Genomic DNA, 22,308 nt, shown 5'->3' on the forward strand with positions numbered 1-22,308 from the left:
AATGTCGCAACCGACGGGCGGCAACGCACGACACATAGGGATCGACGCACGGTTCGTCTAATCAAAAGCTAGGGAGTGGCCGGCGTATCGGTGCGGAATGAGACGATGTAAGTCCGGGTACTCGCCATTTTTCTCGCCGCTTTTGCCGCTGGATCGGCAGCGATTGCCTCAAGCTGCCGACAGGCGGCGCGATCGGCTGCCCCGCTCCCACTCGATTCTAGGATGCGGCAATTCGTCGTGATCGCACCCTCTCCGACAGTGATTTCGGCTCGGACAGGCCCACGATAGTCGGCCGGCAATGCTGCGACCGTGAGATCGAGAGTGTCTGGGCTAGACGGTTGCACATTAGCTGAGCCGTCAGTGCCCGAATTCCACGATATAACCCCCGTAAAATCCGCCGTTATCGGTTTACCATCCGTATCCCGCACCGGTGCAAATCGGGCCCTCTGCAAGAGAAGGACACAGGCCTCTCGGTCGAGTTCTTCATGGGTGGAAGATCGTAAAATGCTACATTTCACGGGAAACCCCTTTGGATCCACCTCCAAACGGTAGCGAAGAAGACCCGCTCGCCGCTCCTCAGCTGCGGTCTTTGGATAATCGTCATCATTTATCCAAGTATGAGGCGGACTCAGGGGCTTAGGCCTGGGCCTTACGCTTTCCCCCTGAGCGACCTGCGCCGCCAGCAGCGCCATCACCAAAAACATTGATCTTTGCCCCCCCATGCCCGAAGCACGCGCCGCATCCTAACCACAGGCGGTTCCATGTCCACCAGCACCTCCCCGCTCGCGCTGCCCTTCCCCGCCCTCCCCGCGATCCCCGGCGTGACGCTGCGCGTTGCGCGGGCGCGGTACAAGAACTGGGATCGCTGCGATCTCACCTTCGTCACGCTCGACGAGGGGACCAGCGTCGCGGGCGTGCTGACCAGCAGCAAATGCCCGTCGCCCGAGGTGGAATGGTGCCGCAAGGCACTCGTCCTGGGCAAGGCGCGTGCGCTGGTGGTGAACGCCGGCAACTCCAACGCCTTCACCGGCAATCGCGGCCGCGCGGCGGTGGAAGCGATCGCCGCCCGCACCGCCCAGCATCTCGACTGCGATCCCTCGGACGTGTTCGTCGCCTCCACTGGGGTGATCGGCGTGCCGCTGCCGATCGACAAGGCCGAAGCGGGGCTCGACGCAGCGTACACGGCCGAAGTCTGCAGCTGGGAAGACGCCGCCGCGACGATCATGACGACGGACACCTTCACCAAGGGCGCGGTGACCACCGCCGTGGTCGACGGCCGGACGGTGACGCTCACTGGCATCATCAAGGGATCGGGCATGATCGCGCCGGACATGGCGACGATGCTCGGCTTCATCTTCACCGATGCGGCGGTGGACCCGGTATTCCTGCAGCACGCCTTGCGCGATGCCAATGGTGCCAGCTTCTCCTGCATCACGGTCGACGGCGACACCTCGACCAGCGACACCGTCCTCGCCTTCGCGACCGGCAAGGCCGGCAACGCGCCGCTGGCAAGCGATGAGGACGATGGTGCTGAAGCCTTTCGCGCGGCGCTTGCCGATCTCTGCCGCCAGCTCGCCCTGCTCGTCGTCCGCGACGGCGAAGGCGCGCAGAAGCTGATCGAAATCACCGTCGAGGGCGCCGAAAGCGACCGCAGCGCGCACCGCATCGCCATGTCGATCGCCAACTCGCCGCTCGTGAAGACCGCGATCGCCGGTGAGGACGCCAATTGGGGCCGCGTGGTGATGGCCGTCGGCAAGGCGGGCGAGCCTGCCGAGCGCGACCAGCTCGCCATCCGCTTCGGCGCCACCCAGGTCGCCCGCGACGGCCTCGCGGTGGAAGGCTATGACGAGGCCCCGGTCGCGGCGCATCTGAAGGGCCAGGAAATCGAGATCGGCGTGGATCTCGGCCTCGGTGAGGGCCGCGCGAAGGTTTGGACCTGCGACCTTACCCACGGCTATATCTCGATCAACGCTGACTATCGGAGCTGACGCGCATGCATCGCCACCACGCCGCCGTCTCCGCGCTGATGCGCACCGTGGCCGAGGCGGTGGTGATGCCGCGATTCCGCAATCTCGCCGCTGAAGACGTGCTGGAAAAGATGCCCGGCGAGCTGGTCACCATCGCCGACCGCGAGGCCGAGGAACGATTGACCGAGGGGCTGTCGGCGATAGACGGCGACGCGGTGCTCGTCGGCGAGGAAGCCTGCGCGACCGATCCGGCGCTGATGGACCAGGCAACCGCCGCGCGCGCCTGGATCATCGATCCGATCGACGGCACCGCCAACTTCGCCGCCGGTCAGCCTCCGTTTGGGATCATGATCGCGCTGGTCGAGAACGGCGTGACGCAGGCGGGCTGGCTTTATGATCCGGTGGCCGATCGCATGTGCCATGCCGCGCTGGGTCGCGGCGCGTTCATCGGCGACGCACCGGTCCGCGCCCGCGCAAGCGGGGCAGCCAGGCCGCTGGCGGCGGTTTCGAAAGTTGGGCAGTCCGAGGAAGAACATGCCGCACGCGCCGCGCGTTTCGGATCGGCATTCGAGCTGGTGCCGCTGCCGCGATGCGCCGCCGAGAATTATCCGCGGCTGGTGCTGGGCCAGAACGACATCGCCGTCTTCCGGCGGACGCTGGTGTGGGATCACGCACCGGGCGCGCTGTTCCTCACCGAGGCAGGCGGCTATGTCAGCCGTTGGGACGGCAGCCCCTATCGGATCGGCGACGATGGCGTCGGGATCGTCGCGGCATCGACGCCCGAGCTCGGGAAGCGCGCCACCGAATTGCTGTTCGACTGAAACCAGCACTCCCCGCCCGCGATCGGGCGGGGAGCCTGGCGAAACGCGATCAGATCTCGCGTTCGATCCACTGCTTGATGCCGCTCTTGGGCAGCGCGCCGACCTGGGTGGCGGCCTGCTGCCCATTCTTGAACAGGATCATCGTCGGAATGCCGCGCACACCGTACTTGGTCGGCGCATCGGGATTGTCGTCGATGTTGATCTTCACGATCTGCACCTTGTCTGCCAGCTCCTCGGCGAGCTCTTCGAGCGCCGGGGCGATCATGCGGCACGGGCCGCACCATTCTGCCCAGAAATCGACGAGGACGGGCTTGTCCGCCTGCAGCACGTCGGTTTCGAAATTGGCGTCGGTAGTCGCCACAGTGGCCATGTCGGTATCTCCTGAACTTCGTGTTGGTCGGCTATCTATGATCGCCGGGGGCGTTGCTCAAGCGCAGGAGCCCAAGCTTTGCTCCTACCCCACGTAGCGAGGCTTGTGCTCGGCGAGAAGGTCCTCTGGCAATGCGTAGAGCACCGGACCCGCGGAATATAGGAGGGCGGCCTCCACGTCCCGGTCGGGGAAGATGACCCGTAGGGCGGCGACATAGGCGGCCATCTGGCGGAGATGATAGGGAGGCACGTCCGCCAGGGAGGCCGGCGCGCGGCGGCCGGTCTTGAAGTCGACCACCCGTACCCGCTCGGGCGTAACCATCAGCCGGTCGACGATGCCGGAAACGACGACCCCGTCCGCCACCACCGCCGCAATCGGCGCCTCGCCCAGCGCGTCGGGCCCGAACAACTCGGCGAAGCGCGGGTCTTCGGTGACGGCGAGCGCCGCATCGATCAGCGCGGTGCGGTCGGCCTCATCGGTGAGCCCCCCTGCTCCCGCCAGCCAGCGATCGGCGGCAGACCGCCGCGCGTCCGGAGCAACGCCGGGCAGGCGCTCGAACAAGGCGTGGAGCAATCGCCCACGCTCGGCCGCGGCCCGCAGCGCAGGACCCGGCGGCGGATCCGACACACGGTCGTCGCCCAGCGACGAGGGCGCCAGCGGCCGCGGCGGGCGGGCTTCCTCCGGCGCGCGCGTGTGGAGCCAGTCGGGCAGCACCGGCGCGGGCGCGGCTTCCCCGACCACCAGTGGAGGGACAGGCTGCACCGGCGCCTGCGGGACCACGCCGTGGAACTCCCGCACGCCAGCCTCGTCCAGCGGCACACCCAGCGCATCGAGCGCGGCGGCGCTGGCGGCATACCAGCTCGCCTTGGGCGGCTCGCCCTTGGCCTGAGGGCCCAGCGCCCCGGCGATCACCAGCTGCTCCTCCGCGCGGGTGGCGGCGACGTAGAACAGCCGCCAATGTTCCTGCAGCTCGCGCGCGTCCGCCTCGGCGAGCGCCTCGGCCAGCGCCCCGTCGCGCTCGCCGCTGCGGGGGCGGAAGATCGGGAACTTCTCCTGATCCTGGTCGGGCGTCCATTTGAGCGTGCTGCGCGGGCTGCGCGTCGGGTCCACCGTCGCGTCGGCCAGGATTACCAGCGGGGCCTGCAGGCCCTTGGAGCCATGCGCCGTCATCACCCGCACCGCCGGCTGCGGCTGGGCGGCATCGCGAACGATCTCAACATCGCCGCGATCGAACCAGTCGAGGAAGCGCTGGAGCGACGGCGTCGCCCGCGTCTCGAAGGTGAGCGCCGCGTTGAGCAGTTCCTCGATGGGATCGCGCGCCTCCTCACCCAGCCGCAACAGCAGCTTGCGCCGCCCCTGCAGCGGACCGGACAGGATCTCCTCAAGGAAGCGATAGGGCGTGGCGAGGTCGGCGCGGCGCAGCAGATCGTAGAGCGGCGCCAGCTTCTCCGCCGGCTGGCGTTCGCGCAGGTGCCGCCAGAGCCCGCCGCGCTCGCGCACCGCCGCCGCCATCAGCTCCTCCTGGCTCCAGCCGATCAGCGGCGAGACCAGCAGCGCCGCCAGCGACAGATCATCCTCGGGCTGGAGCGCGAAGCGGATCGCGGCGAGCAGGTCCTGCACCGCCAGCGGCGCGTTGAGCCGCAGCCGGTCTACGCCCGCCACCGGCACGCCCTCGGCATAGAGCCGCGCGACGATCAGCGAGGCAAGCTCGCCGCGCCGCTTGACCAGCACCATAACGTCGCCGGGGGCGAGCATGCGGCCCTTGGCAGCGAGCGGGAGATTGCCCACCCAAGCTTTGATCTGCCGTGCGATACGGATGGCCAGTCCACGCGTAGCCTCGCCCAGCCATTCCTCTTCGTCAGCCTCGCTCCCGCCATCGAGTACCGGCGGCCACAAGGTCACCGTGCCGGGACCCGGTACTTCGCTGGCGTGCGGCTCGCTGTCGCTCATCGGACCCATGCCGGGGTCGGGGAGCAGGCCCAGCGCGGTATCGACGAACTCCAGCACCGGGCGGGTCGAGCGGAAGCTGTGGGTGAGCGAGAGCGATTCCAGCTCGCGCACCTCGACCTCATAGTCCGCGCGGAAGTTCGCCAGCTGCTTGAACCGTTCGAACGCCGCCTGGAAGAAGATCGGGTCGGTGCCCTGGAAGCCGAAGATCGCCTGCTTGTAGTCGCCCACGGTGAACAGCGTGCGCAGCCGGTCGCCGCGCGCGCCTTCGCCCGCGAAGAACTCGTCGGCCATGGCCGAGACGATCGCCCATTGCCGGGGATTGGTGTCCTGCGCCTCGTCGATCAGCACATGCTCGGTCACCTGGTCGAGCTTGTAGCGCACCCATTCGCCCATGCCTTCCTGGCGGAGCAGCGCGATGGTGCGGCCGATCAGGTCGTCGAAGTCCACCGCGCCGAGCCGGCGCTTGGCGGCGGTATAGGCGCGGGCGTATTCGCGCCCCGCCTCCAGCCCGCGCGCGAGCAGGTCGACATAGGCGGCGCGCACCCGCATCGCGAGCAGCTCGCCACAGCGGCCATGCAGCCGCATCGCCGCTGTGACATAGTCGGGATCCTGCGGCGCCTGCCCCTTGGCGAAGCTGCGCGGATCGCCCTTGGCGGTGGCCCAGACGAGGTGGAGCTGATCCAGCGTTTCGGCGCGTTCTTCCGGCGAACGCGCCAGCCACGCGGCGATCACGTCCGCCCGCTCCAGCCCGCGGGCGGTGCCCCAGGCAGCGTTAGCCGATGCGATATTGCGTAGCGTTTGCAGGTCAAAGCTGCCGTCACTGCAGCTTGTTGCGAGCGATTCCGCGATGTCGCCCGCGGGAAGGTCGAACGAACGACGCAGCCAGGGCTGGATGCCGCTGGGGAGCCCCTCCAGCGCCTCGCCGGCGCGCGCACACTCTTGGAGGAAGCCTTCCGCCCCGCCCTCGCCGAGCCGCAGGCTGAGCGCGCCGATTGCGTCGATCACGCCCTCGCGGCCTTCGCGCCGGGCCTCGACCAGCATCTCAGCGAGCGTCTCGCGCGCCAGCACCGCCTCCTCGCGCGCCTCGAGCGGACGAAAGCCGGGCACCAGCCCCGCCTCGATCGGGAAGGCGGAAAGCAGCGACTGGCAGAAGCTGTGAATCGTCTGGATGCGGATGCCGCCCCCGGGCGCATCCAGCACCTTGGCGAACAGCGTGCGCGCAGCAGCCCGACTCTCCGGCCCGATGCTCTCGCCCAGCGCCGCAAGATCGGCGGCCAGTTCCTCGTCCTTGGCACGCACCCAGTAAGCCAGCCGACCGGTGATTCGCTCGGACATCTCGGCCGCGCCGGCCTTGGTGAAGGTCAGGCAGAGGATCGCCGAGGGATCGGTGCCCGCGAGCAGCAGCCGCCACACCCGTGCGGCGAGCACCTGCGTCTTGCCGGTCCCTGCCGAGGCCGACAGCCAGATATGCCGCGTCGGATCGCTGGCGCGCTTCTGGTTGCCCTTGAGCGGGTGGAGCTTGGCGGGGCTGCGGCTCATGGGCGCGTCCCTCCTGGCCGTGCCCCTGCGAAAGCAGGGGCCCAGGGGTTGCGAGAGAGTCCCGTGTGGCCCTGGGCTCCTGCCTTCGCAGGAGCACGATGCTTACTCACGCCCATACCATTCATCCCGGCGCATCAGCTGGTCATATTCCGCATAGGGGGCATATTCCGGCACCAGCTTGGCGGTGAACGGACGCTCGCCCGTCAGCCACTCGCCCGCCGCCGCGGCGAAATGCTCGGCGGCGATACTGACAAAATCCTCCGCGGGCACCGGCTCGCGCTTCTTCGGATCGACCGGCGAGTCGACATAGCCGAACCCGCCGCTCCGCGGATTGCGCGCCAGCGACCAATATTCGAACGCCCGCGCGGCCCCCTCGATGCCCTCGAACCCGCCCCGCTCGGCGATCAGCCCCAGCAGCCCGAGCTGGAGGCTGAACCCCGCCTTCACCGCGCGCGTGCTCGGCGGCTGGCCGGTCTTGTAGTCGACGATCGCCAGCGCGCCGCCCTCCAGCCGGTCGACCCGGTCGAACTTGCCGCGCAGCGTCACGCCGGCGAAGTCGATCGACCCGTCCCGCTCGACCGCCAGCACCGTGCGCCCCTTCAGCCCCTGCTCAACCAGTTCCCCGGCGATCCAGTCGATCGCCTCGATCAGACGCGGCTGCCACAGCGCGCGGATCAGCGGGTGCGTACGCGTGTCCGCCAGCATCGCCTCAGCACGGGCGCGGAGCAGGTCCGGTCGGCAGTCATCCTCCTCGAACCAGCGCTGCAGCACGTCGTGCACCGCCGTACCCCGCCACGCAGCGCTAGGATCGGCATCGACCGGATCGAGCGGCATCAGCCGCAGCATCCGCCGGGCGTAAAAGGCATAGGGATCGGCCTTGAGCCGATCCACTTCGGTGACCGAGATGACCTTGGGCCGGTCCTTGGATGGCGGCGAAGGCTCCGGCCGTGCGACCGGCGCGAAGGCGCCCGGCGCGTCGATCGCCGCCATCCACGCGGCGAGGTCGCCTGCCCGCACCAGACCACCCGACAGCGCCTCCAGCCGCAGCCAGAAGCGCGAGGCGATGGTCGGCGCGCTCGCGTCCCGGCGGGCGCGGGTGAGCAGGACTTGCCGTGCGCCGAGCCCGATTGCGAGATCGTGCGCAGATACGCCGATCCGCCGCTCCAGCCCCGGCAGCCCGAGTTCGGCACGGATGCGCGGCGCGAGCCAGGGGTCGGGCGCGGGTAGCCCCGGCCAGACGCCTTCGTTGAGCCCGCCGAGGATCATCAGGTCGGCACTGTGCAGCCGCGCCTCGATCAGGCCGAGAATGGCGAGCCGCGGATGCCCGCCCTGCGGCGGCCGCACCGCGACTTCGTCCATCAGCGTGCGGAGCATCGGCGCGAGGCTGTCGGGCTCGGCCAACGCGGGGCCGTGCGCGGCCTCGCGCTCCAGATCGTCGAGCAGCAGCGCGGCGGCGCGGCCGTCCTCGCGGCTCCACAGCATGTCACCGCCCAGCGCCTGCGCCGCCTCGCGCAGCGCAGCGACCAGCCCGGCAAGCGGCTGCGCTCGGCCGGCGAACACCGCCTCAAGCGAAGCAAGCAGCGGCCGCGCCGTTTCCCACCAGCGCGCGGCGGTGCGGCGGAGCGCCCCTTCCCGCCCGCCCTGCTCGGCCAGATGCGCGTCGATACCCGCCAGGCCGGGTGCCGGACGCGGGCCGCGCAACGCGAGATCGAGCGCCCGCGCACCGTCCAGCCAGGCGGCACGATCGTTCGGCTGCACCAGCGGATGCTTGAGCAAGGTCAGCAGCGGCATCGGCGCAAAGGCCTGCGCCGCCGCATCGGCCAGCGCGAGCAGTAAGGTGCCCGGCGGGGTAAGCGACAGCGGTTGCCCGGCGGAATCGTCCACCGCAATGCCCCAGCGGCCGCAATGTGCCGCCACGCGGCGGGCCAGCGCGCGATCGGGCGTGACCAGCGCAGCCGTACGCGCGGGCGTCTCCAGCGCCTCGCGCAGGGCCAGCGCGATTGCCTGGGCCTCCTCGGCCGGGGTCGCAAGGTCGAGCGCGCGGACCCCGTCCAGCCGCCGATCGCCGGCGGGCAGGTCGGTCCAGCGATGGGTGAGCTCGGGCGGCTGCATCGCCGAGGCGATCGCCTTGCTGCGCGCGGGCGGCGCATCGAGCTCGCTGGCGACGCGCCATTGCTGGAACTCGCCGCGCGCCACGCCCATCCGGTCGAGCAGCAGCTTGAGGTGGAATTGCGGATGCGTCTCCAGCGCGCGCCGGCGGCGCCCGGTGGTCGGATCCGGCTTGTGCGGCCCGAGCGACTCCCATTCGTCGTCGCCCATCGCGGTGGCGAGCGCGGGCAGCACCACCATCCCCTCGGGCAGCTCGGCGACCACCCGCAACAGCCGCGCGATCGCAGGCGCCGCCGTGGTGACGCCGGCGGCGCAGACGAAGCCCGCCGGCGCCGCCGCCTTCCATCGCGCCGAGACGCGATCGAGCAGGCGTCGCCGCCGCTCGGGCAAATCCACGCGACCCAGCGCGGCCAGCTCCTTGGGCCAGCGGGTCAACACGATCTCGAACAGCGCGAGCGATCGCTCCCAATGCGCCGACAGCTCGGGGCCAAGCTCCAGGTCGCGCAGCCGCCGGGGCGAAACCTCCTCGACGAGCAGCTGGTCGAGCGTGGTGCCGAGATCGCCCGCCAGCCGCACCGCCTCTGCCGCGTCCAGGCGCGCGTCATGTCCCTGGAGCAGCCGGGCGAGGATCATCCGCCGCTGGAGCGGATCGACCGCGGGCGGCACCGGCTCGGCATCGTCGACCGTCTCGAACACCGCTTCGTCGAGTTCGGGGTCACCGATCGCTACCAGCCGGGGCAGCAGCAGCCCGCCGCCGCTCTCGCGCACGAAGGCGTCCTGCATCGCCCGCTTGGCGCGGTTGTTGGGGAGCAGCACCACGCCGCGCGCCAGCCGCAGCGGGTCCGCGCCGAAGCGGCGGATCAGCCCGATCGCCAGCGCATCGGCAAAGGCCCGGTGCGGCGGGATCGTGTAGAGGTGCAGGGCGTGCGACATGCGGCTCGGCAAAAGGGGAACGGAGCGCGAACCTTAGCGCCGTGGGACTTCAACGCAACCGCTGTCCGCGGCTGGACGATCAAAGCTCCGCGAGCGCCGTTTCCGTCGCGCGGATCGCCTTGGGGGAGCCGACGTCGAACCACAGCCCCTGGTGCACCGCGCCCCAAAGCCGCCCGGCCTCCATCGCGCGGTTCCAGAACAAATTGGTCGAGAACGGCCCCTCGGGCCAATCGCGGATCACGCGGGGCGACAGGATCTGGATGCCGGTGAACACGAAGGGCGCCAGCCGGCCGGGCTTGCGCCGCTCGGTGATCCGCCCGAACGCGTCGAGGCGGAAATCGCCCTGCCCGCCATGGCAGGTCGCGCGCGCCAGCGGCACCAGCAGCAGCAGCGCGTCCATCTTGGCATCGTCCCACTGCGCCGCGAGCAGCCGGATCGCGTCGCTGGGGCCGTCGACCCACAGATTGTCGCTGTTGACGCACAGGAAGGGCTGGTCACCAAGCATCCCGCGCGCCTGGACGAGGCCCCCGCCGGTCTCCAGCAACTGGCTGCGCTCGTCCGAAACCAGCAGCTCCACGCCCTTCACCCGCGCCCGGAGATGCGCCTCGAGCTGGTCTGCGAGATAATGGACGTTGACCACCGCGCGTTCGATCCCGGCAGCAGCCAGACGATCGAAGACATGGTCGATCAGCGGCTTGCCGGAGACCTCGATCAGAGGCTTGGGCCGACTCATGGTCAGCGGACGCATCCGCTTGCCGAGGCCCGCGGCCATCACCATCGCGGTCTTGGGCACAGGCGCCGCAGGTTGCGGGCGAAGCGAATAGATCGTCATGCCGCCACCTGCATGGGATCGCCGCGCTTTTCGACCGGCACATTGGCAGCGAACCAGTCGGCCACCGGCTGCAGCGCCGGGTGCGCGAGGTCGCGCTCCAGATAGGTCCAGACGCGCGGACACAGCGACGGATAGCGTGGCTTGCCGTCGCGCTTCCACAGCCGGGTAAAGATGCCGAGGATCTTGGCGTTCCGCTGCGCGCCGAGCACATGATAGGCGCTGTCGAACGCCTCGCCGGCACCCGTCGCGTTACGATAGCGGGCCAGCATCGCCGCCTCGGTCTCTTGCGGCACGTCGCGGCGCGCATCCTGGAGGAGCGAGACGAGGTCGTAGGCGGGGTGCCCGGCAAGCGCATCCTGGAAGTCGAGCAGCCCCAAACCTTCCCCGCCTTCGATCAGCATCAGGTTCTCGGCATGATAGTCGCGCAGCACCGTGACGGGGCGATGACCAGCGAGCAGCGGCGCCAGCACCGCATCCCAGGCGTCACGATAGCCGGCAGCATCCACCTCCAGCCCGACGGCGGGGCAATACCATTCGACGAAGAGCCCCGCCTCGCGCTGGTAGACGGCGAGGTCATAGGGCGCCTCTACGCCGGCCGGCGTATCGTGGAGCCGCACCAGCAGGTCCACCGCGGCGCCGTAGAGCTCAAGCTCACGCGCGGGCTCGGCATCCACCGTCTCGCGCAGGCGGACATCGCCGAAATCCTCGATCAGCACCAGGCCCTGCGCGAGATCCTCGTGCAGGATCGCCGGCGCGGCGAACCCCTGCCCGGTCAGCCAGCGCGCCACCGCAAGAAACGGGCGCGGATCCTCGTGGGGCGGCGGCGCGTCCATCAGGATCGCGCTGCGGTCGCCCTCGACCACGCGGAAATAGCGGCGGAACGAGGCATCGCCGGCGACGGGGAGGATATCCGCCCCCGCCCAACCGGCGGAAGCGAGGAAAGCGGGCGCCGAGCCCGGCGGAGTCATGTCAACGGCCATCGGCCTTCCCATGCCGCCGGCGCGCGCGCTGTCAAGGCACGGGTGCCGTCCGCCGCGACCGCCAGCGTCAGCCATAAGGCGTCGTGCCATGCCGAGGCATGCAGGCGCTCGGGCCATTCGACGAGCAGCAGCGAATCGTCGCGCGCGTCGTCCAGCCCCAGTTCCTCGGCCTCGTCTGGATCCTCGATCCGGTAGAGGTCGACGTGCAGCACCGGCAGCCGCACCTCGGGTACGTCATAGGGCTGGACGATCGCGAAGCTCGGGGACGGCGCCTCGCCCTCCAGTCCCAGTGCCGCGAGCAACCCGCGGGCGATGCTGGTCTTGCCCGCGCCCAGGGGGCCGGACAGCGCGATGACGTCACCGGGGCCCGCCACCGCCGCGAGCCTGGCGCCCAGCGTCAGCGCCTCGTCCAGCGAGGCGAGCACGATCGTGTCCTCGGTCATCCGCGCGGCAACTCCACCGTGACGAGCGTCCCCTGCCCCGGCTCGGAGATCAGCTCGATCCGCCCGCCATGCGCCTCGACGAACTGCTTGGCGAGCGGCAGGCCCAGCCCCAGCGCGCGGTCGCCACCGCGCGAGGTGCCGACTTGCGCGAACCGGTCGAACGCCCGCGCTACCGCCTCGGGGGCCATGCCCGGGCCGTCGTCGCTGACGATCACCCGCGCGACGCGCGCATTGCCGTCGAGGTGCAGCAGCACGCGACCGCCCTCGGGCGTGTGCGACACCGCATGGCGGAGCAGATGCTCCACCGTCTGGCGGAGACGGCGGGCATCGCCGAGCACCACCCCGGCGGTACCGGCGTCCTCGATCACCAGATCGATCGCCTTGCCCTTGGCCAGTGGCGCGATCACGTCGGCGGCGCTGGTGGCGGCGAGCTCGATATCCACCGTCTCGCGTTCGATCGGCTGGCCTTCGCTCTGGGTCAGATCGAGGACGTCGTCGATCAGTCCGCCCAGTCGGTCGACCGACATCAGGATCGCCTCGACATATTCCTTGCCGTCCGCGCTCAGCTTGCCGGCGAACCCGCCCTGCAGCATCTCGCCAAAGCCCTTGATCGAGGTCAGCGGCGTGCGCAGCTCATAGCTCATATTGGCGACAAAGGCGGTGCGGACGCGGTCGGCCGCCTCCAGCGCCTCGTTGCGATCACGAAGCGCGCGTTCCACCCGCTGGCGATCGGTCGTGTCGAGCATCGTCACCAGCGCGTTGCCGTCGGGCAGCGGCACCGCGGCAATGTCGAAATGCCTGCCATTGGCGAAGGTGATGCTGGAGCCCCGCTGCTGGCGATCCTTGGCGGCCAGCCGGATCAGGTCGCCGATGATCTCGGCGCGTGCTGCATTGACCAGCTTGCCGCCCGCCGCCTTGACGATCGTGGCGATCTGCGGATGACCGTCGAGGAAGCCGTCCTCGAACCCCCAGACCTGGCGGAACTTGCGGTTCCACAGCTGCAGCCGCCCCTTGCCGAACACCGCGACGGCCTCCGCCAGGCTGTCCAGCGTCGCAGTGCGGACCTGCTGCATCTCGCCATGCTCGCGCTGCAGCTCCAGCTGCTGGGTCTGGTCCTCGAAGATCAGCAGCAACCCGCCTTCGGGCAGCGGCTGGGCGACGACGCGGAGATGGGTGGTACCGATGCTCCAGCTTTCCTCCACCGCCTCGGGCGCGGTGAACCATTCGCGGCGTTCGGCCTTCCAGTGCGGGAAATCGCGGACGTCGGGCAGCTTGCGCGCCTCGCGCATCCGCTCGAGCACGCGGTCAAATTCGGGGCGATCGGCAAGCCACTCGTTCTTCATCGCGAACAGGCGGCGGAAGGGCTGGTTGCAGAACACCAGGCTGCGGTCGGAGCCGAACTGCGCGACGCCGGCCGACATGCGATCGAGCATCGCGCGCTGCGCCTCGGCGAAGCGCTTGAGGCCGCCGCGGGCGCGCTCCAGTTCCTCGATATCGACCGCGAAGCCGGCGATGCCGCCGGTGGGCAGCGGCACGTCGTGGAGGCGGAGCATCCGCCGGGCGCCGGCGATCGTCGCGGGCATCGCCGCCGATTGCGGCTCCTGCGTGTCGCGCGCGATGGCGGCGTTGGCAAGCGGGCCGCCCAGCCCGGCGCCGTCGACCAGTTCCACCCCGCGCGACACCACGTCCTCGGCATCGCGCCCCTCGACAGCATGGACATAGGCGGTGTTGACCATGAGCAGCCGCAGATCGGGCCCGCGATACCACATCGGCATCGGCGCCGCCTCGATCAGCGCCGTCAGCGCATCGAAGGCGGCGCGCAGCCGATCCGCCTCGCGCTCCAGCGCACCAACCTCGGCCTGGCTGTCGGTCGCATCGAGTACCCACAGCAGCACGCTGCCCGGCGTCTCCACCGCCTCAGACGCGCGCTCGCCCAGCACGAGCAGCATCCGCTCCGAGCCGCGCACCGGCAGTGAGAGGCGGAAGGATTGTCCGGCGCGCTGAGCCGCCTCCACCTGCTCGCCGAGCAGTGCGACATCCTCGGGATCGAGCCCCGAGTCTTTCTGCGTGAGGCGGGCGAGTGATTCGACGGGGCCTTCCAGGCCCAGCCACGCGGCGAGGCGCGGTGACATCTCGATGCGGCCATCGGCGCGGACGAGCATGGGCAGCGCGGGCGAGGTGCGGGAAAAGCGCAGCAATCGGCGGTTTTGCTCATAGGCGGTGCGTGCGGCGGCGCGCGCGGCCAGCCCGGCGTAGAGTGCCCAGACCGCCGCGATCAAGACGAACGCCAGCACCGCGCCGACAATGGCTGCGCCACTCTGCGAAACTACGATCACCGAGGATTCCCAAGGCCTGCCACAGTCCGTCCTTAGGACAATGCGCCCCCAAACGAAAAGGGGCCCGGCGATCGCCGAGCCCCTTCCCATTCGATTCACCGGCAAAGATCAGAATTTGACCGTCGCGCCGATGTACATGAAGCGACCGATGTTATCGAAGATGCCACCGTCCCCCGTGCCCAGCAGGCCGTAGGGCGGACGCTTGTCGGCGATATTGTCGACGCCGCCGTACAGCGTGAACTGGCGGTTCACGTCCAGCGTACCGCGGATCGCGTGGTAGAACACATGCGGGTAGTAGACGACATCCGCATAGTTCGGATCGAGCGCCGGCACCCCATTCGTGTCGTGCTGGGTCTCCCAATCGGTGATCGACTGACGGCCGATATAGCGGACCTGATAGCCCAGGGTCAGCGGACCATGGGTGTAATCAACCGAGACGTTCGCACGCCAGATCGGATCGTTCAGTTCCCCCCGCACGCGCTCGGGACGATCCGGGGTGTCCAGATACGGGTAATCGGTGCGGTTCTGGACGTAGTTGGCCAGACCGCGAATCGTGATCCGGTCGTTCGTGAACACCTTGCGGGTGTAGCTCAGATCCAGATCGATCCCCTTGGCGCGCAGCGCTGCGAAGTTGACGCTGCTCTGGAGCAGCGCCGGCGCGGCGAAATAGCCGTTCGACTGGCGGGGGTTGATCAGCGCACAGAACTGATTGCTCAGATTGGGCGCATCATAGCAGGCATCGACGATCGTCTGAGCTTCCACCGGGCTGATCACGTTGCTGATCTTGATGTCGTAATAATCGGCGGTGAACGACAGGCCGGGCACGAAGCTCGGCTGCACGACGACGCCATAGGTCCAGCTGCGCGAGGTCTCCGCCGTCAGATTGGCGTTGCCGCCCGACAGGATTTCCAGCGTGCCTGCACGCGTGCGATCGTTGACAAAGCCCGCCGGGACACCGGCCGCCGCGCAATTTGCCGCACGGGTCGAGCGACCCTTGTTGATGAAGTTGACGTCGCAAGGATCGTCGACGCTTGCGAAGTTCTGCGACGGCGAGGAGTAGAGATCGCCCAGGGTCGGGGCGCGGACCGACTTTGAATAGTTCACGCGGAACTTGATGTCGCGAACCGGCGCATAGATGCCGCCCGCGTTCCAGGCCCAGACCGTACCCGTCGCACCCTTATAGTCCGCAACGCGCACGGCACCGTTGACCGTCAGCTCCTGCGCGAACGGCAGGTTGCGCAGCACCGGCAGCTGCAGCTCGCCATAGGCTTCCTTCACCTCGAACGAGGTCGGGTTGAAGTCCGGGATGGCATTGAGGAAGGTCGCACCGCTCTTCACCAGCGCGTCATACTGGTAGCGCGCGGTCTCGCGGCGATATTCGCCGCCGATCGCGAAGCGGACCGGGCCGCCCGGCAGTTCGAACCACTTGCCCGAATCGCCGATGAGGTTGGCGTTGATGTCGAGCTCGGTTGCCTTGCCGATACGGGTCGAGGTGGTGTTGACGTAGTTGCGCGCAGCCTGGCTGACCGAACCATCGCCCAGCAAATTGATGGGCACGCAGTTCGGATCGGTCACCGTGGTCTGGTTGATGCGGCACACGATCTGGCCGGCCGCATTGCGCGTGGCGTCTACGGCGTTGTAGAAATTCTCTTCGACGCGGTTGTTGTAGAAGCGCGAGGTCGAGTGGAACTCGCCATAGTTCACCGAGAAGTCATACTTCCAGGTAGTGTTGAACGTGCCTTCCACGCCGCCGACAAAGCGATAGGTGTCGCGACGATCGAACTCGTCACGGGTGCCGATGTCGTTGTTTTCGCGGTTGAGGCGGAAGAACTGCGAACCGGCCGGGAGCAGCGAAGCGATCGTCGCGGCGGCTGCAGGCTGAAGGTAGGGGTTGTCGAGGCGGATCGGGATGCCCACGCTGGTTCCGTAGGTCAGCGCAGCCGGATCGCCGTTCACGAGGCCCTGGCCGCCGCCCTGCGCGAAGGTCGGCGTGCCCTGGTTGAAGCTCTCGACGCGCACGAACTTGGCTTCGAAGAACGGACGGAATGCATCCGACACATCATAATGCGCGATGACGTTCGCGACATAGCGATCGAGCTGCGGGACCAGCGTGCCACGGTCGTTGAGCACCGCGCCGTCGCCACCCTGGTTGTTGCCCGAACCCGCCGGGCGGAAATCGGTGCCGTAATTGTATTCGTTCAGCGAACCGTCCGGACGGAAGCCGAAGATGCGCGGGAAGCCGTTGGCGACACAGGCGTTGGCAATCGCGCACGACCGCGTGCTCGTGCCGTTATAGGCGATGAAATTGCCGCCATTGTCATAGCCATAGCTGTGCACGCGGTTCAGGACGGTACGATCGGGACGGTTGTTGTCGATCGTCGGATCTTCGACCAGCTGGAGCTGGGTTCGGCCGTCAACGGCGCCGGTCAGTTCGGGGCGATCGGCATAGGTAACCAAGTCCGCGCGGTTATATTCGAGCGCGACCGCGATATTGCCGCGACCTTCCGAGAAATTCTTACCGACGGTGCCCGAGAGGCGATAGGTACCGCGATCGGCCTTGTCGCTGATGCCGGCCTGGGCGTTGAGACGGACGCCCTCGAAATTGCGCTTCAGCACGAAGTTCACGACGCCGGCCATCGCGTCCGAGCCGTAGACCGCGGAGCTGCCGCCGGTGACGACGTCGACGCGTTCGAGCAGGTCGGTCGGGATCGTGTTGACGTCGACCTGGAACTCACCTTCCAGCGCTGTGATATGGCGACGGCCGTTGACCAGCACCAGCGTACGCGCCGTGCCCAGACCGCGCAGATCCAGCAAGTTTAGGCCCGAGGTTCCGATGAACTGGGTCGAGCTCGCCTGGCTGTAGGTCGGCCGCAGTGACGGCAGCGTGTTCATCGCGTCGCCGATGGCGACGCCGCCTGAACGCGTAAGGTCGGCTACGGTCACCGACGTCACGGGAATCGGCGAGTTCACGCCCGGCTGCGCGATGCGCGAACCGGTGACGACGATTTCTGCTGGCTCCTGGGCCTGCGCAGCACCGCTGTCCACGGTCTGTGCCTGCGCGAACGCCGGCATGCCGACCTGCGTGGCAATGAGCGCCGCGATTGACGCGGTTAGCTTCAGACCACCATGGCGGCCTGCTCGAACTGAACGCATTACGAACCCCTCTTTGATACTATCTATGCCGCAGCGATGGACGCGAACTGCGCTTCACCAATGTTGCCGATGTTTCGGAAATGCTTCCGCGGGGGATCGGGGGCCACGACTGAACCCGTGTGCGGAAATGTTACAGCAGTTTCAGAGGGAGTGTTGCAAAACAGCAACATTTTGTTGCGAAGGCGACGGATCAAACGAAAACGGCCGCCCCCAAGGGGACGGCCGCCGTCGCGTGACGATCGCGTGCGCGATCAGTAGCGATAATGGTCCGGCTTGAACGGGCCTTCGACCGGCACGCCGATATACGAAGCCTGCTTTGCGCTGAGCTGCGACAGCTGGACACCCAGCTTCTCGAGGTGCAGCGCGGCGACCTTCTCGTCGAGGTGCTTCGGCAGCACGTAGACTTCGTTCTTGTAGTTCTCGCCCTTGGTCCAGAGCTCGATCTGCGCCAGCGTCTGGTTGGTGAAGCTAGCCGACATCACGAAGCTCGGGTGGCCGGTGGCGCAGCCCAGGTTCACCAGGCGGCCCTTAGCGAGGATGAGGATCTGCTTGCCGTCCGGGAACTCGACCAGGTCGGTGCCCGGCTTCACTTCGGTCCACTTGTAGTTCGACAGCGCGGCGATCTGAATCTCGCTATCGAAGTGGCCGATGTTGCAGACGATCGACATCGGCTTCATCGCCTTCATGTGATCGGCGGTGATCACGTCGGCATTGCCGGTCGCGGTCACGAAGATGTCGGCGCGCTTGACGGCCTCGTCCATGGTGACGACCTCGAAGCCCTCCATCGCCGCCTGCAGCGCGCAGATCGGATCGATTTCGGTGACCATCACGCGCGCGCCGCCGTTGCGGAGCGACTGGGCCGAGCCCTTGCCCACGTCACCGAAGCCGGCAACCACGGCAACCTTGCCGGCGAGCATCACGTCGGTAGCACGACGGATCGCGTCGACCAGCGATTCCTTGCAGCCATAAAGGTTGTCGAACTTCGACTTGGTGACGCTGTCATTGACATTGATCGCCGGGAACGGCAGCTCGCCCTTCTTGGCGATCTCGTACAGGCGGTGGACGCCGGTGGTGGTCTCTTCCGAGACGCCCTTCAGATTCTGGACGGTCTTGGTCAGGTAGCCCGGATACTTGGCGATGAACGCCTTGAGCGCGCGCTGGAACTCGACTTCCTCGTCGTTCTCGGGCTCGCCCAGCGTCGCGCCGGCTTCGAGCTTGGCGCCCCACAGCGCGAACATGGTCGCGTCGCCGCCGTCGTCTAGGATGATGTTGGCGGTGGTGCCGTCACCATCGGCGCCCCAGTTGAAGATGTCGCCGACATAATCCCAATAGTCGGCCAGGCTCTCGCCCTTCACCGCGAACACCGGCACGCCCGTCGCGGCGATCGCGGCGGCGGCATGGTCCTGCGTCGAGAAGATGTTGCAGGTCGCCCAGCGGACCTGCGCGCCGAGCGCGGTCAGCGTCTCGATCAGCACTGCGGTCTGGATCGTCATGTGCAGCGAACCGGTGATGCGCGCGCCCTTGAGCGGCTGCGATTCACCGAATTCCTTACGGAGCGCCATCAGGCCCGGCATCTCGGTCTCGGCGATGTTGATTTCGGCGCGGCCGAAATCCGCGAGGGCGATGTCCTTGATGACATAGTCGTTGGTAGCCACGGGCTGCTTCTCCAGTTGCAGGCAAAATGCAGGCGCACCGGGAATCCACCCGGTCGCATGGGTGCGCCCCTAGCCGCTTCGGATCAGGCGCGCAATGTTAATATAAAGATATCTTTATATGACTACAGAGGGGGCGTCAGGCAGTACCGGTACTGTTCGCCAGCAGCCGCGGATCGATCCCTGCGCCGACGAACCCTTCGGCCCAGCGCTCATACACATCGGTATCGTAGAGCAGCGCCAGATCGGCGGGCGTGTTGAACCAGCCATGGCGGGTCAGCTCGGTTTCCAGCTGCCCCTCGCCCCAGCCAGCATAGCCGAGCGCGACCAGCCAGCGGCTTGGCCCCTTGCCCTCCGCGATCGCGCGCAGCACGTCGATCGTGCCGGAGAGCTGCCAGCGACCGGCGACGTCGATCGTGTCCTGTCCGCTCCAATCGGCGGTATGGAGGACGAACCCGCGGCGCGGTTCGACGGGGCCGCCGAAATGCACCGGCACGTCGGGCACCTCGCCCGGATCGATCTCGAACTGTTCGAGCAGGTCGTGCAGGCCCAGCCCCTCGATCGTCGCGCCGATACCGATGCCCAGCGCGCCTTCGACGTCATGGGCGCACATCGCGATCACCGCGCGCTCGAAGCGCGGATCGCCGATGCCAGGCATCGCCAGCAGGAACTGGCCGGTGAGGGAAGGCGTCGAATCCATGCGGTCCACCATATCGTTCGCCCTCCCTACGGGCCACGCTTGAATTTGTTGCGCGGGATGCGATGGAAGCGCAGCGGCCGCGCGGCCGCAGGATTCGTACAAGGAGAGAGCAGCATGACGATCCAGACCGGCGATCGCATCCCCGACGCCACGCTCGTCAAGGTCACCGCCGACGGGCCGGACCAGGTCCAGGCCCCCGCCTATTTCGCCGGCCGCAAGGTCGCGCTGTTCTCGGTGCCCGGTGCCTTCACCCCCACCTGCTCGGCCAAGCACCTGCCGGGGTTCGTGGAGAAGGCCGAGGAGATCAAGGCCAAGGGCGTCGACGAGATCGCCTGCACCGCGGTCAACGACTTCTTCGTGATGAAGGCCTGGGGCGAGGCAAACGGCGTGGCCGACAAGGTGACGATGCTCGCAGACGGCAACGGCGGCTTTGCCGAGGCGCTGGGCCTCACCATGGATGGTTCGGCCTTCGGTCTGGGCACGCGTGGCCAGCGCTTCGCGATGATCGTCAAGGACGGCGTCGTCGAGCAGCTGTTCGTCGAGGCGCCCGGCGCCTTCGAGGTCAGCTCGGCCGACTATGTGCTGAGCAAGCTCTGATCGCCCTATCCTCCTCTCCGCTGCTGCGGGGAGGAGGAAACGCTCGCGCGGCGGTCCGCTTGACGGCGACCGCCCCGCCCCGCACTACCCGCCCCCATGTCCATTCTATCCGACCGCTGGATTCGCGAGCAGGCGCTCGAACACGGCATGATCGAGCCCTTCGTGGAGAGCCAGCGCCGCGAAGGCTGCATCAGCTACGGCCTCTCCTCCTACGGCTATGACGCGCGCGTCGCCGACGAGTTCAAGATTTTCACCAATGTCGACAGCGCGGTGGTCGACCCCAAGAACTTCGACGCGAACAGCTTCGTCGACCGCAAGACCAATGTCTGCGTGATCCCGCCGAACAGTTTCGCGCTGGCGCGGACGGTGGAGTATTTCCGGGTACCGCGCGACACGCTGGTGATCTGCCTCGGCAAGTCGACCTATGCGCGCTGCGGGATCATCGTCAACGTCACGCCGCTGGAGCCCGAATGGGAGGGCCATGTGACGCTGGAGTTCTCCAACACCACGCCGTTGCCCGCCAAGATTTACGCCAATGAAGGCGCCTGCCAGTTCTTGTTCCTCAAGGGCGAGCAGCCCTGCGAGACCAGCTATGCCGACCGTGCGGGCAAGTACATGGGCCAGCGCGGCGTGACCCTGCCGCGGCTTTGAGTTCCGCGCCTCAACATTGAGTGTTTCCTCCCCCGCGCAAGCGGGGGAGGAAACACTAATTATTACGCCTTCTGCAGGTGCCGCCGCCCCAGCAGTTCCGCGATCTGCACCGCGTTGAGCGCCGCGCCCTTGCGGAGGTTGTCCGACACGCACCACAGCGACAGGCCGTTCTCCACGGTCGAATCCTCGCGCACGCGGCTGACATAGGTCGCATATTCGCCGACGCTCTCGATCGGCGTGACATAGCCGCCATTCTCGCGCTTATCGACCAGCATGATCCCCGGTGCCTCGCGCAGGATCTTCTGCGCGTCCTCGGCCGAAATCTCGTCCTCGAACTCGATGTTGATCGCCTCGGAATGGCCGACGAAAACCGGCACGCGCACGCAGGTGGCGGTCACCTTGATCTTGGGATCAAGGATCTTCTTGGTCTCGACCACCATCTTCCACTCTTCCTTGGTCGAGCCGTCGTCGAGGAAGCTGTCGATGTGCGGGATCACGTTGAAGGCGATCTGCTTGGTGAACTTGGCCGGCTCCACCTGGTCGCCGACGAAGATCGCGCGGCTCTGGTTGAACAGCTCGTCCATCCCCGCCTTGCCCGCGCCGGAGACCGACTGGTAAGTCGCGACCACCACGCGCTTGATCTTGGCGGCATCGTGCAGCGGCTTGAGCGCCACCACCATCTGCGCGGTCGAGCAGTTCGGGTTGGCGATGATGTTGCGGACCTTGTAGCCGTCGATCGCCTCGGGGTTCACCTCGGGCACGATCAGCGGCACGTCCGGGTCCATGCGGTAGAGCGAGGCATTGTCGATCACCGTGCAGCCCGCCGCGGCGAACTTCGGCGCATACTTGGCGCTGCCTTCCGAGCCGATCGCGAACAGCGCCATGTCCCAGCCCGTCGGATCGAAATGCTCGATGTTCTGGACCTTGTACTGTTTGCCGGTCTCGCCATAGTCGACCATGTCGCCGGTCGAGCGCGACGAGGCCAGCACGGCGAGCTCGTCGATCGGGAATTCCCGCTCGGCCAGGATGTTGAGCATTTCGCGACCGACATTGCCGGTGGCGCCTGCGACGACGACACGGTAACCCATTTGTACCTCTTTCTTGCCCGCGCCGACACCTGCGGCGTGGAGGCTCTTTAGTGGGGATGGAGGGTGGAATGCACCAGCATTCCGCTGCTTCGCTGCATAAAGCGCAGCTATCGCGCCCGGGTTACGGGCGCGGTGTAATTCGCGTGGATTTGGCGCGTTTTCGAAGCATCGCGGTTGCCGCTAGCAG

General features: G+C 67.7%; 16 protein-coding genes. 4 read left to right on the top strand and 12 right to left on the bottom strand.

All coding sequences use genetic code 11. The features are described from left to right. Positions 1-68: 68 nt before the first annotated feature. The gene (locus RT655_RS19980; RefSeq protein WP_409530234.1) at positions 69-722 is read right to left on the bottom strand and encodes a TonB family protein; all 654 of its coding nucleotides are present in this window, start codon (positions 720-722) and stop codon (positions 69-71) included. Between the two features lie 39 nt (positions 723-761). Here RT655_RS19980 and argJ point away from each other — a divergent pair, with 39 nt between their 5' ends. Together argJ and RT655_RS03445 are read left to right on the top strand one after the other, a co-directional pair. Further along, positions 762-1,988: a bifunctional glutamate N-acetyltransferase/amino-acid acetyltransferase ArgJ gene (gene argJ / locus RT655_RS03440; RefSeq protein WP_313534991.1), complete on the top strand. Its 1,227-nt coding sequence runs from the start codon at positions 762-764 to the stop codon at positions 1,986-1,988. Positions 1,989-1,993: 5 nt separating this feature from the next. Further along, a complete protein-coding gene (locus RT655_RS03445; protein ID WP_313534992.1) occupies positions 1,994-2,788 on the top strand; it encodes an inositol monophosphatase family protein in 795 nt (264 codons plus the stop codon). A gap of 49 nt (positions 2,789-2,837) precedes the next feature. On the opposite strand, the gene trxA is transcribed toward RT655_RS03445, so the two are convergent. The 10 genes from trxA to RT655_RS03495 form a co-directional block, all read right to left on the bottom strand. Beyond that, positions 2,838-3,158, bottom strand: a complete 321-nt coding sequence (gene trxA / locus RT655_RS03450; protein WP_121076646.1) for a thioredoxin TrxA — start codon at positions 3,156-3,158, stop codon at positions 2,838-2,840. Positions 3,159-3,242: 84 nt separating this feature from the next. Continuing rightward, positions 3,243-6,647, bottom strand: a complete 3,405-nt coding sequence (gene addA, locus RT655_RS03455; protein WP_313534993.1) for a double-strand break repair helicase AddA — start codon at positions 6,645-6,647, stop codon at positions 3,243-3,245. A 102-nt stretch (positions 6,648-6,749) separates the two neighbouring features. Next, positions 6,750-9,689, bottom strand: coding sequence for a double-strand break repair protein AddB (addB, locus tag RT655_RS03460; RefSeq protein WP_313534994.1), 2,940 nt, complete (start codon positions 9,687-9,689; stop codon positions 6,750-6,752). A 79-nt stretch (positions 9,690-9,768) separates the two neighbouring features. Continuing rightward, the gene (locus RT655_RS03465) at positions 9,769-10,521 is read right to left on the bottom strand and encodes a nucleotidyltransferase family protein (protein WP_313534995.1); all 753 of its coding nucleotides are present in this window, start codon (positions 10,519-10,521) and stop codon (positions 9,769-9,771) included. Next, complete coding sequence (locus tag RT655_RS03470) at positions 10,518-11,489, bottom strand: phosphotransferase (protein ID WP_313534996.1); 972 nt, start codon at positions 11,487-11,489, stop codon at positions 10,518-10,520. Before RT655_RS03470 ends, RT655_RS03465 begins: the two co-directional genes overlap by 4 nt. After that, complete coding sequence (tsaE, locus tag RT655_RS03475; RefSeq protein WP_313534997.1) at positions 11,486-11,944, bottom strand: tRNA (adenosine(37)-N6)-threonylcarbamoyltransferase complex ATPase subunit type 1 TsaE; 459 nt, start codon at positions 11,942-11,944, stop codon at positions 11,486-11,488. Before tsaE ends, RT655_RS03470 begins: the two co-directional genes overlap by 4 nt. Further along, positions 11,941-14,280, bottom strand: coding sequence for an ATP-binding protein (locus tag RT655_RS03480; protein WP_313534998.1), 2,340 nt, complete (start codon positions 14,278-14,280; stop codon positions 11,941-11,943). The genes tsaE and RT655_RS03480 overlap by 4 nt, the downstream gene beginning before the upstream one ends. 108 nt (positions 14,281-14,388) lie before the next feature. Beyond that, on the bottom strand, positions 14,389-17,433 hold the full coding sequence (locus RT655_RS03485) for a TonB-dependent receptor domain-containing protein (protein WP_313534999.1): 3,045 nt from the start codon (positions 17,431-17,433) through the stop codon (positions 14,389-14,391). 251 nt (positions 17,434-17,684) lie between these two features. After that, positions 17,685-19,103 (bottom strand): adenosylhomocysteinase, encoded by a 1,419-nt coding sequence (gene ahcY / locus RT655_RS03490; protein WP_313536892.1) that lies wholly within the window; start codon positions 19,101-19,103, stop codon positions 17,685-17,687. Between the two features lie 121 nt (positions 19,104-19,224). Next, positions 19,225-19,785 carry a YqgE/AlgH family protein gene (locus RT655_RS03495; RefSeq protein WP_313535000.1) on the bottom strand — a complete coding sequence of 187 codons (561 nt, stop codon included), beginning with the start codon at positions 19,783-19,785 and terminating at the stop codon, positions 19,225-19,227. Positions 19,786-19,899: 114 nt separating this feature from the next. On the opposite strand from RT655_RS03495, the gene RT655_RS03500 reads away from it, so the two are divergent. Both RT655_RS03500 and dcd read left to right on the top strand, forming a co-directional pair. Beyond that, on the top strand, positions 19,900-20,382 hold the full coding sequence (locus RT655_RS03500) for a peroxiredoxin (protein ID WP_313535001.1): 483 nt from the start codon (positions 19,900-19,902) through the stop codon (positions 20,380-20,382). 96 nt (positions 20,383-20,478) lie between these two features. After that, entirely contained in the window at positions 20,479-21,033 is a 555-nt protein-coding gene (dcd, locus tag RT655_RS03505) for a dCTP deaminase (RefSeq protein WP_313535002.1), read from the top strand. Between the two features lie 62 nt (positions 21,034-21,095). Here the strand turns inward: dcd and RT655_RS03510 are convergent, their stop codons facing one another. Further along, a complete protein-coding gene (locus RT655_RS03510) occupies positions 21,096-22,121 on the bottom strand; it encodes an aspartate-semialdehyde dehydrogenase (RefSeq protein ID WP_313535003.1) in 1,026 nt (341 codons plus the stop codon). Positions 22,122-22,308: the final 187 nt, after the last annotated feature.

Origin of the sequence: Sphingomonas sp., assembly GCF_032114135.1 — a bacterium.
Taxonomy (GTDB): Bacteria; Pseudomonadota; Alphaproteobacteria; order Sphingomonadales; family Sphingomonadaceae; genus Sphingomonas.